Genomic DNA, 11,327 nt, shown 5'->3' with positions numbered 1-11,327 from the left:
TATGCTTTTTATACCGCACTCATCTTATTAAAATTTCACAAAAGAACACGGATTCTTGCAAGCAAGCGGCCACCGGATTATGCAACATTGCCTTGCAAAGAGAGCCGGGCGAAGCGCTTATTCTCATGGATTTCTATTCATCCGTATAAAATTTATTTTTAAGGTCGAATGGAACTCGCATGCAAAAACTTATACATATTCTTATTGTGGTAATCCCTGCCATGCTCGTTTCGTTAAATGTTCCGTTAAATACAGTATATCAATATTATACAATCATCCTCTATCTGATATCTAAAAGTCTAACGATCTACTATTTGAAGAGACGGCTCTTTTTCTAACTTTACGATCTCTAAAAGAACAATCAATGACACCGGACATATATGCAGACATAATACTACCATTGCCGTTTCCAAAGCTTTTTACTTATCACATTCCTCCGGATTTGAATCCTTATCCGGAACGCGGAACGCGGGTTGTAGTCCCTTTTGGTAAGAAAAAGCAGTATTCGGGGATCGTTTTTTCAATACACAATAAAAAGCCAAAAGAATACGAAACGAAACCCGTTCTTTCGGTACTCGACAACTCTCCTGTTGTAACTCCCAAACAAATTGACTTTTGGGAATGGATAGCTGAGTATTATCAGTGCACACTGGGCGAAGTTTACAAAGCCGCCCTGCCTTCGGGATTAAAACTGGAAAGCGAAACACGTGTATATTACAACCCCGATTATGAACAGACCGGCGAATTGCCGGAAAAGGCCATAAAACTACTTTCCTTCTTATCGGAAAAAAAAGTATGCTCTGTTGCCGAAATCAACGACTTCCTGAACCAAAAGAACAGCCTTAACCTGTTACAGACCCTGATTGATGAAAGCGCTGTTTTTGTAACAGAACGGCTGAAAGACAGATATCGTCCGAAAACTGAAAATCATCTCAGATTAAACGAAAAATGCAGAAATGAAAAGTCTCTGCACGAAGCTTTCAACAGTATAGAAAAGGCGCCGCGCCAGACAGAATTGTTGATGAAACTTATTCATCTAACAGGAGGTGCCGGAAATGCAATGAAAGGCAAAAGTGTAAGCCGTAAAGCATTGCTGAAAGAAAATCCCGGCGCAGCTTCGCCCCTGAATGAGCTCATAAAGAAAGGGATTCTGGAACAGTTCCCCCTGCAAACAGAGCGCCTCGACCGTTCGCAGGAACAAATACAACAGAAAAAAACATTTTCACTGGCACAGGCCAAAGCATTTGAAGAAATTGAAAAAGCGTTCGATGATCATACCGTTGTACTTTTCCATGGTGTTACATCGAGCGGAAAAACAGAGCTGTACATTCATCTTATCGAAAAACATCTGAAAAAAGGCGAACAAGTTCTCTATCTGCTTCCCGAAATAGCGCTCACCACGCAAATTACAACACGATTGAAGCGTCACTTCGGCAACCGGCTGGGTATCTACCATTCAAAGTTCAGTAGTGAAGAACGCGTTGAGGTATACCGCGATTTATTGGAAGACAAAAACTATCAGATTATCCTGGGCGTACGCTCTTCCATATTTCTGCCCTTCAAAAATCTTGGACTGATCATTGTGGATGAAGAACATGAACACTCTTTCAAGCAATTCGATCCTGCTCCGCGCTATCATGCACGCGACGCCGGAATAATGCTGGCTCACAAACACGGAGCAAAAGTATTGCTTGGCACTGCCACCCCGTCGATCGAAAGTTATTACAATGCCCAAAGAGGAAAATACGGGCTGGTAGAACTTCACACCCGGTACGAAGATATTCAAATGCCACGCATCCTTGTAGCCGATCTGAAAGAAGCTCGCCGGAAAAAACAGATGAAATCGCATTTTACACCCGTCTTATTCGAACATATTGAGAAAGCGCTCACCGACAAAAAGCAGGTGATACTTTTCCAAAACCGTCGTGGTTTTTCTCCCTTTTTGGAGTGCAGCGTGTGCTCATGGGTTCCGCGCTGCAAGTTTTGTGATGTCAGCATGACCTATCACAAAAAAATGAACCAGCTGGTCTGCCATTACTGTGGCCATACTGTTACAACGCCACAAACCTGCCAGGCTTGTGGTAGCCCTGCACTATCCACTCAGGGCTTTGGCACCGAAAAAATTGAAGAAGAAGTCAAATTGCTGTTCCCTGAAGCAAGGGTATCAAGAATGGACCTTGATACCACCCGGTCAAAAAAATCGTACCAGACCATTATTTCCGACTTTGAAACAGGCTCGGTAGATATACTTATTGGTACCCAAATGGTTACCAAAGGGCTCGACTTTAATAATGTAAGCGTGGTGGGCATACTCAATGCCGATAACATGTTGAATATGCCTGATTTCAGGGCTTTTGAAAGAGGCTTTCAGATGATGGCACAGGTTAGCGGTCGTGCCGGCAGAAAAAATAAAAGAGGAACCGTCGTTTTGCAAACCTCATCGCCCGAACATCCGATTATTAAATATGTTGTGGATAACGACTATGATGCGATGTATCGCTCCCAGCTGGCTGAACGGAGAACATACAAATATCCTCCCTATTTCCGGCTCATCTACCTGGTTTTAAAGCATAAACAAAAAAATACATTGGATAATGCAGCAACAGCACTGGCAGCAAGACTGCGCACCATCCTGGGCGACAGAGTACTGGGACCGCAGGAACCACCGGTAGCCAGAATTCAAAATAAATATTTGACACGCATTATGCTTAAATATGAAAAAGGACATTCTCCTTCGTACATTAAAAAAATTGTTAATGACGCCATTGATGCTATCCTGAGCGATCATCAGTGGAAATACATTTCCGTTTATGCAGATGTGGATCCGCTTTAGCACAAAAAAGTGACTGTTTTTTTATAACTTTGCTCACAAATGCAACTCGCTTTCAATCAATTTTGTACCCTCATAACAACTAAATATATGCCCGATTTGAAGGGATTTTTTTAATAAAAGTATAACTTTGGCAGTTGCCAAAAAATGGGTATATTTCCATTTCCCGGAAAAATGTGAAGTGCTGTGATTTTTGATGTTTTGTCAGCTTAAAAGTCTGACTAATGAGCACCTGCAAATTCTCTGCCTGACAGAAAACAGGCTTCCGGACTTAAAAAGGAAATTATAAAAATTTGAATTTATGGCTAAAATAATTGCTTTAGCAAACCAAAAAGGTGGTGTTGGAAAAACAACAACAGCCATTAACCTGGCAGCCAGCCTGGCTGTGCTCGAATACGATGTTCTTGTGATTGATGCAGACCCGCAGGCCAATGCAACATCCGGACTTGGTTTTGAAATACGTGAAGTGGAAACAAGCATCTACGAGTGCATTGTTGACGGAGAAGACCCTAAAAAAGCCATTCAGAAAGGCGAGATTGACCATTTGTATGTACTCCCATCCCACATCGATCTTGTTGGCGCCGAAATCGAGATGCTCAATATGCCCGACAGGGAAAAAGTACTCAGAGGCGTAATCAACAAGATAAAGGATGACTTCGATTTTGTTCTCATCGATTGTTCTCCCTCGTTAGGGCTTATTACTGTAAATGCACTCACTGCAGCCGACTCGGTGATGATTCCCGTACAGTGCGAGTATTTTGCTCTCGAAGGTTTGGGTAAACTACTTAACACCATCAAAATCATACAAAACCGCCTCAACCCCGACCTCGAAATTGAAGGGTTCCTGCTGACAATGTATGATTCCCGGCTTCGTCTTTCCAACCAGGTTGTGGAAGAAGTGCAAAAGCATTTTCAGGACATGGTATTTGAAACCCTTATTACGCGAAACATTAAGCTAAGTGAGGCTCCCAGCTACGGAAAAGCAGTTGTAATGTACGACGCAGCATCGAAAGGTGCTATGAATTACCTGAATCTGGCCCGGGAATTGTTGCAAAAAAACAACATGACCAAAATTGACAATAAAAACAAAGTAGCCAATTAAAACAGAATATACAGGAGACAAAAATGGCAAGAAAAAACGCATTGGGAAGAGGCCTTGGAGCTTTGATCGACAACTCGGAAGAATATTCGCAGGGTGCCCCTAAAGCTGAAGCTTCTATCAACGAAATCCCCATTGATAAAATTGAAGGAAACCCCTGGCAACCCCGATCCCGTTTCGATGAAGAAAGCCTTAATGAACTGGCTGCATCTATCCGGGAAATCGGGATTATTCAGCCTCTTACGCTTCGCAAAGCAGCTAATAAATTTCAACTGATTGCAGGAGAACGGCGCTTCAGAGCTGCCAAAATAGCCGGACTTGAAACCGTACCGGCTTATGTTCGCATGGCTGAAGACGACACCATGCTGGAGATGGCCCTTGTGGAAAACATTCAACGCGAAGACCTCGATCCTATTGAAGTGGCCATCAGTTATCAGCGACTTATCGACGAATGCAATCTGACCCAGGAAAGCATGTCGGAAAGAGTTGGGAAAAAACGTTCTACCATATCCAACTACCTTCGCTTGCTTAAATTGCCTGCCGAAATTCAATTAGGCCTGCGCGAAAAGCAGATATCCATGGGACATGCCCGTGCACTGATCAATCTGGAAGATCAAAAAGCGAGATTGAAAATATTCAATCAGATCGTCAAAAACGATCTCAGTGTACGAAAAGTCGAAGAGCTTGTAAGGAAAGCCTCGCAAACTGAAGAAACAAAGAAAAAAGAAACCAAAAAAGACGAATTGCCCGAAGAATATGAACAATTGAAACAACAATTGTCCAACTTTTTTAAAACCAACATCCAATTCTCCCGTGGAAACGATGGAAAAGGGAAAATTGTTATCCCTTTCAGAAGTGATGATGAGTTAGAGAAAATTGTCAATGTTCTGGATAAGGCCAAAACCAAATAATGATTAAACGGGTTAGGATGGATTTTACACTGTGGCGGACGATTGTGAAAACGACCCTGGCAATGTTCCTCCTTATGGTCGGAGTTGAAGCACAAAACCTCCGGGCCCAGGAGACAGAAAAAACGGATACCGTTTCTCTCTCTGACGGCAGAACGATGCAGGATGTTTTCAGCGACAAGGAAGAAAAATTACACTCCCCTCATAAGGCCACATTTTATTCTGCTATCCTCCCCGGACTGGGGCAGGCGTATAACGAAAAATACTGGAAGATTCCTATCATCTACGGTGTAATTGGTTCAATGGTTTATGCCATCCATTTTAACTCCACCAATTATACCAAATATAAAAACGCCTACCGTGACTTCTTAATACGTGACCCGGGCAACAAATCGTATGTGGATATTATTCCACCAACATTAACTGTAGAACAGGTGGAGGGACAATATGCAGACTGGTTTCAGCGGGCGCTTGAAAACAAAAGAGAATATTACCGGAGATACAGGGATTTGAGTTATATTGGAATGGCTGCCATCTACGTTCTTAATATGATCGATGCAACCGTTGATGCCCATTTCTATGATTTTGACGTCAGTGATGATCTTTCCATGAAGGTTCGGCCGGTTATTATGGACCCCACCCCTTATTCATCAAACAACCTGGGAATCCGGCTTTCACTTAATTTCTGATGATCAGGTGATTTGAAACATTTCCCGCGATTCTCCGTAATCTCTGTGTCCGGCGATCCGTCAGGGCCATTCGGTATCGCCATTAGTTGTACCCGTTGTTCATAACAAAAAGGAAAGAAAAATGAAGATGAAGAATATTTTTCACTATAGCATTGTTCTTGTATTCTGTTTGACGGCAGCATCCACCCCAAAAATGACAGCTCAAACAGCAACCAAAAATGACAGTCTGCTTTTAACGAAACAAGACACCATCGATATTGATGATTTTTCAACTACTCTGGATAGTCTGGTCAATATATGGTACATGAATACCAGTACGGGACTCGTTGTTGACACAATTTATGAACACACCCTGGCTTCGGGCACGAATTTTAGCGATTCTGTTCTTATCAAACGCCTCAGCAAAATTGTATCACCGTTTAAACTGACCTATAACAATCATGTTAAAGCCTTCATAAAGCTTTACACCCAGGAACGCCGTGAGCAGGTTGAAACCATGCTCGGACTGTCGGAATATTATTTCCCTGTTTTCGAAGCAGCCCTGGATGCGGAAGGACTCCCCCTCGAGCTTAAATATCTTCCGGTTATTGAATCGGCTCTCAACCCCAGAGCTTTTTCAAGAGCCGGTGCATCCGGATTGTGGCAGTTCATGTATTACACGGGTAAACAATACGGCCTTGAAATAAATTCTTACGTTGACGAGCGAAGAGACCCTTACAAATCGACACAGGCAGCGGTTAAATTTCTTGGCGACCTCTACAATATATATGGTGACTGGCAATTAGTTATTGCAGCATACAATTGCGGCCCGGGCAACGTTAACCGTGCCATCCGGAGAAGCGGCGGAAAAAAGAACTTCTGGGAATTATTCTACCTGCTTCCGCGCGAAACCAGAGGATATGTTCCCGCTTTTATTGCAGCAACCTATACATTTCATTACTACAAAGAGCATGATCTGAAACCCCGCCCTGTCCAGCTGCCCCTGGCAACAGATACCGTTATGATATCAAAACCGCTCCACTTTGCCCAGGTATCACAAATGCTGGACATTCCGATAGACATCATCCGGCATCTGAACCCGCAATACCGGAAGGATATTGTTCCTGCACAAAATCAGGCATTTCCTTTGCGCCTGGCATTTCATCAGTCTACATCTTTTGCTTCCAACGAAGACACGATATACAAATTTAATCGTCAGAAATATTTTCCAAATAATCAGTTGGTTGTCAAGCCTGGAAACTCTTCAGCCGGTTCCTCTGCTCCCCCTCCCGGGAAAGCCAGAATTTATTATACGGTGAAATCAGGCGATGTTGTGGGGCTGATTGCCGACTGGTTCGATGTTTACACCTCAAGTTTGCGTTATTGGAATAATATTCGTCGTAACATTATCCGTGTCGGACAAAAACTGGTTATCTATGTAGATGAAGACAAAGTGGATTATTACAAAGAAATCGCCAGACAGAAAAGCGGATACTCATCTTCCGGAACCGACCAGCTTGCCGAATCGGTTCATGACGAAGATTATATCTATCACACAGTAGGTCAGGGAGACAGCGTATGGTCCATTGCCCGTCAATACCCCGATGTAACCGATTCCGACATCCTGCGATTAAACAACATCAGCAACGCCCGGCATATCAAGCCCGGACAAAAATTAAAAATAAAGCCAAAATCTTGATGATGAAGGCGTTCTAAGAATTCACGGATGGTACGTCCGATTAAAATATTTCTTTATTTCGTCCTTATTGTACTGCTGATCATCACTCTCGATCAGCTCATTAACAATGCCGGCTTTTCGTTGGTTCCAAAATTCGGAACACAGCAAACGGCCGTTCGTGATTCATCAATACCGTTAAATATCCCCCGGGATGAAGTTATTGATAAAAATGACACATCTCTTCAGGCCAACATCGATTCAGCACTGATAACACCACCTGACAGTATCGATATCGGAACATTCATCTCCGACGATTCGGTGTTGATGGCTCCCTATACATTCCGAAAGCTGTTTGCCATTTTTTGTAAAGAGGCTGCCCGCGCTAAAGAAAAAAGAAGCATCATCCGGATTCTTCACATGGGAGACTCCCAAATAGAAGCTGACAGGATCACCGGTACATTGCGTCAAAAATTTCAGGAAAAATACGGAGGAAGCGGCCCGGGTTTTATTATGCCTTACGATCCCTTGCGAATTAATGCCAACATACGTCTTGAAAACGAAGGGAACTGGTCACTGTCATACAGCTATCGCGACAATGACTATCCCGGAAGGCTGGATTTTGGCTTTGCTGCCAGAGCTGCATGGTTTCAGACCGGAAAAGCAGAATTTACCATTTCACCGATTCCGTGGAAAACGGATCGTACGGGGAATTTCTCTGTCTCAAAGCTATTCACAACTACGGGAATGGACAGTCTGAAAATTAAAGTAACCGCCGATACATTATTGGCATCTGTAGTGTTGCCACCATCTACAGGAATCCAAACCTTTATTTTGTCAAATCTGCCTTCAGGAGAAAAAATAGATTATCATTTTACCTCAGATGATACCCCTGCTTTTCACGGACTCACCCTTGATGGCGAATATGGCATTGCTGTAGACAACATTGCCATGAGAGGGCGCCCCTGGCCGGGGGTAAGACTGGCAGAAAATAAACTCCTGAAATCGATGGCCGAAGAAATGAATATAGGACTTTTCTTGTTGCAGTTTGGCACCAATGTGTTACCCACACAAACAGATAATTACCACTTCTACTATACCCATTTTGTAAGGGAACTGCGCATACTTCAAAATCTTTTCCCCGATATTCCTGTGCTGGTTGTGGGCGTCCAGTCGGCTGCAGCCATGATCGACAATGAAGTAAAACCGCTGAAACATGCACGGCTTATTGCTGATGCCCAACGATCAGCAGCCCTTGAATGTAATATGGGGTTTATCGATCTTCAAAAAGTTATGGGTGGCACCAATGCTGCTGTTGAATGGGCAGGACAGGAGCCTCCGCTCATTTCTTCCGATTATATGCACTTTACCAGACGTGGGGCCCGAAAAATTGGCACTCAGATTTGGGCCCTGATGGATTCACTATCGGCGAAAACACTGGCTGAAACCGGGAAATAATAACAAATGGACGCAATACTCAAAATAGTATCCTATGATCCGGGAGAACCGTTTATGTTCACCTCGGCCCTGTTTTGGATGTTTTTTGGCATTGTTCTGCTCGTCCATGCTTTAGTATACCGCCAACGTGTGCTCCGAACCGGATTTCTGTTTCTGGCAAGTCTCTTTTTTTATTACAAAGCAGGCGGATATTTTTTCTTTTTGCTGGTGATCTCAACTCTGGTCGATTTTTTCATCGGGATTGGGCTCGAACACTTCACAAAACACTGGAAAAGAAAACTGTTGTTAATTCTCAGTTTGCTGGTGAATCTGGGTATGCTGGGTTATTTTAAATACGCCTGGTTTATAGCCGATGCATGGGCCCAAATCACTCAACAAAGTATAGAAATGAAAGACTGGCTGGCAGTAGTTTCTAATGCTGTATTTGGGAGCAATTTTAATGTGGATGATATTGTTTTACCAATCGGTATTTCGTTCTTTACCTTCCAGACCATCAGCTACTCAATGGATGTGTACAGACGTCAGCTGGCACCTGTCCACAACATCATCGATTTTGGTTTCTATGTTTCTTTTTTCCCCCAGCTTGTTGCAGGCCCCATTGTCAGAGCACGCGAATTTGTGCCACAACTTTACAGGCCTTTCAACCTCAGCGAAAAGCAAGTCTGGCATGCGACCTTCCTCATCATAGCCGGGTTGTCAAAAAAGCTGATATTTGCAGATTATATCGCCGTGAATTTGGTGGACAGAGTGTTTGAAAATCCTTACCTCTACTCCGGATTTGAGATATTGTCGGCAATTTACGGCTACACACTGCAAATATACTGCGACTTCAGCGGATATACCGATGTGGCCATAGGTCTTGCTTTATTGCTCGGCTTTCGTTTGCCCCTGAACTTCAATAGTCCATACAAAGCATTATCTGTCAGTGAGTTTTGGAGGAGATGGCACATATCGCTTTCAAGCTGGCTCCGCGACTACCTGTATATTCCTTTGGGCGGAAACCGGAAAGGAAAACTACGTATGTACTTCAATCTGATGATTACAATGACATTGGGTGGACTCTGGCACGGAGCATCATGGCGCTTTGTCCTCTGGGGCATCTGGCACGGACTGGGCTTGGTAGCAGATAAATTGTTGAAACCGTTAAGTTCACGCTTCCCACGGTGGATTGCATCATGGACAGGCTTTCTTATTACTTTCCATTTTGTTGCAGCCGGCTGGATATTATTCAGAGCTCCCGATCTGCAAAGGGCCGGAACAATGGTAAACAGAATCATTGATGCTTTTCAGCCCGATATGATGATACAATCCATGCAGGTTAATATGCTTTCCTTTATTCTTATAGTGACCGGTTTTGTTTTGCACTGGCTCCCCGCCTCCCTAAAAGAAAATATCAGGGGCCGGTTTATCACGGCACAATGGACTGTCAAAGTGGCACTGGTTGTTATTGCCGTACTCATCATGATCCAGTTTAGAACCGCAGATATGGTTCCGTATATCTATTTCAGATTCTGACGTTAGTGGTGGTCAGGAAGGAAGAAAGGACAGGGGGAATGGTCAGACAGAAGAGTTGATACAACTTCAACCACGAACTCCGAACCCCGAACTCTGTTACAGCTCTGGCATTCTTTTTGCTAAGTTGTTAAAGCCTGATAGGGGAACTTAGAAGATATATATTCTATCTGAAAATCTAACAATTTTAAATTTGACAGGCTATGCTTATAATTATATTTCTATTCTTTTTAATCGCGAGTTGGATTGTAAGTTCACAGTTAAAGAGCCGGTTCAAAAAATATTCAAAAACCCCGCTCGACAGCAACCTTTCGGGAAAGGAAGTAGCCGAAAAGATGTTGCACGACAACGGCATCTATGATGTCAGGGTGCTGCCATCACGCGGACATTTGTCAGATCACTATAACCCGGCCAACAAAACCGTTAACCTTAGCGAAAATGTTTATCACGGACGCAATGTGGCAGCTGCTGCAGTGGCTGCACACGAGTGCGGACACGCCGTTCAGCATGCACGCAGCTATGCCCCGCTGAAATTGCGCTCAGCGCTTGTCCCTGTACAGAATGTCAGTTCTAAAATTCTGAATGCCGTATTTATCATGATGTTTTTCGGCGCATTCATGTTGCCAAGCTTTATTTCATTCGACCTGGCGTTGCAGATAATTATAGCCTGTTATGCCGTGTTCACTTTGTTTGCATTCATCACGCTTCCGGTCGAAATCAATGCTACCAACAGAGCTTTGGCATGGCTGCATTCGGCCAACATTACCACCGGCCGAAATCATAACCAGGCACAGGATGCTCTGAAATGGGCAGCTTATACCTATGTTGTTGCGGCTTTATCAGCTCTTGTTACTCTGGCTTATTATGTCATGATTTTCCTGGGAAGAAGAGATTAGTGCCTTGTCGCTCCTTTTTTCCAAATATGGAAACCAAAATAAACTCACCCCTTGTATTCACAGTTTTGGAGAATACAAGGGGTTTATTTTTCAGGCTCAATTCTTTTTCAATTAGTGCAACCAACTGAATTTTAACCTGCATTATTCATAAATTTTCGTCATGAGATGTTCAAGTATCCCAAAACACAAGAAACCGCAGAAAAAATTGATGCAGGGAATAGTGAACTATTTTCAAATCAAATTTTTCGAGGACGCTTGTGTTTTGCCGATAATTGGGCATT

At 43.3% G+C, this 11,327-nt stretch carries 8 protein-coding genes; all 8 read left to right on the top strand.

The features are described 5' to 3' along the window. Positions 1-364 precede the first annotated feature (364 nt). Positions 365-2,833: a replication restart helicase PriA gene (gene priA, locus OQ5_RS0107395; protein WP_016776873.1), complete on the top strand. Its 2,469-nt coding sequence runs from the start codon at positions 365-367 to the stop codon at positions 2,831-2,833. Between the two features lie 298 nt (positions 2,834-3,131). Next, entirely contained in the window at positions 3,132-3,932 is an 801-nt protein-coding gene (locus tag OQ5_RS0107390; protein WP_016776872.1) for a ParA family protein, read from the top strand. Between the two features lie 23 nt (positions 3,933-3,955). Further along, a complete protein-coding gene (locus OQ5_RS0107385; protein ID WP_016776871.1) occupies positions 3,956-4,840 on the top strand; it encodes a ParB/RepB/Spo0J family partition protein in 885 nt (294 codons plus the stop codon). 17 nt (positions 4,841-4,857) lie between these two features. Next, on the top strand, positions 4,858-5,526 hold the full coding sequence (locus OQ5_RS0107380; RefSeq protein WP_255297436.1) for a DUF5683 domain-containing protein: 669 nt from the start codon (positions 4,858-4,860) through the stop codon (positions 5,524-5,526). A gap of 121 nt (positions 5,527-5,647) precedes the next feature. Further along, entirely contained in the window at positions 5,648-7,204 is a 1,557-nt protein-coding gene (locus OQ5_RS0107375; protein ID WP_016776869.1) for a lytic transglycosylase domain-containing protein, read from the top strand. Between the two features lie 27 nt (positions 7,205-7,231). Further along, on the top strand, positions 7,232-8,638 hold the full coding sequence (locus OQ5_RS0107370; RefSeq protein WP_016776868.1) for a hypothetical protein: 1,407 nt from the start codon (positions 7,232-7,234) through the stop codon (positions 8,636-8,638). Between the two features lie 6 nt (positions 8,639-8,644). Beyond that, on the top strand, positions 8,645-10,153 hold the full coding sequence (locus OQ5_RS0107365; RefSeq protein ID WP_016776867.1) for an MBOAT family O-acyltransferase: 1,509 nt from the start codon (positions 8,645-8,647) through the stop codon (positions 10,151-10,153). Between the two features lie 200 nt (positions 10,154-10,353). Further along, positions 10,354-11,046, top strand: a complete 693-nt coding sequence (locus OQ5_RS0107360; protein WP_016776866.1) for a zinc metallopeptidase — start codon at positions 10,354-10,356, stop codon at positions 11,044-11,046. The last annotated feature ends 281 nt before the right edge of the window (positions 11,047-11,327 follow it).

The organism is Anaerophaga thermohalophila str. Valhall, from assembly GCF_000250735.1.
Classification (GTDB): Bacteria; Bacteroidota; Bacteroidia; order Bacteroidales; family Marinilabiliaceae; genus Anaerophaga; species Anaerophaga thermohalophila_A.
Note: the sequence above shows the minus strand (reverse complement) of the source record. Positions and strands in the feature narration are given on the sequence as shown.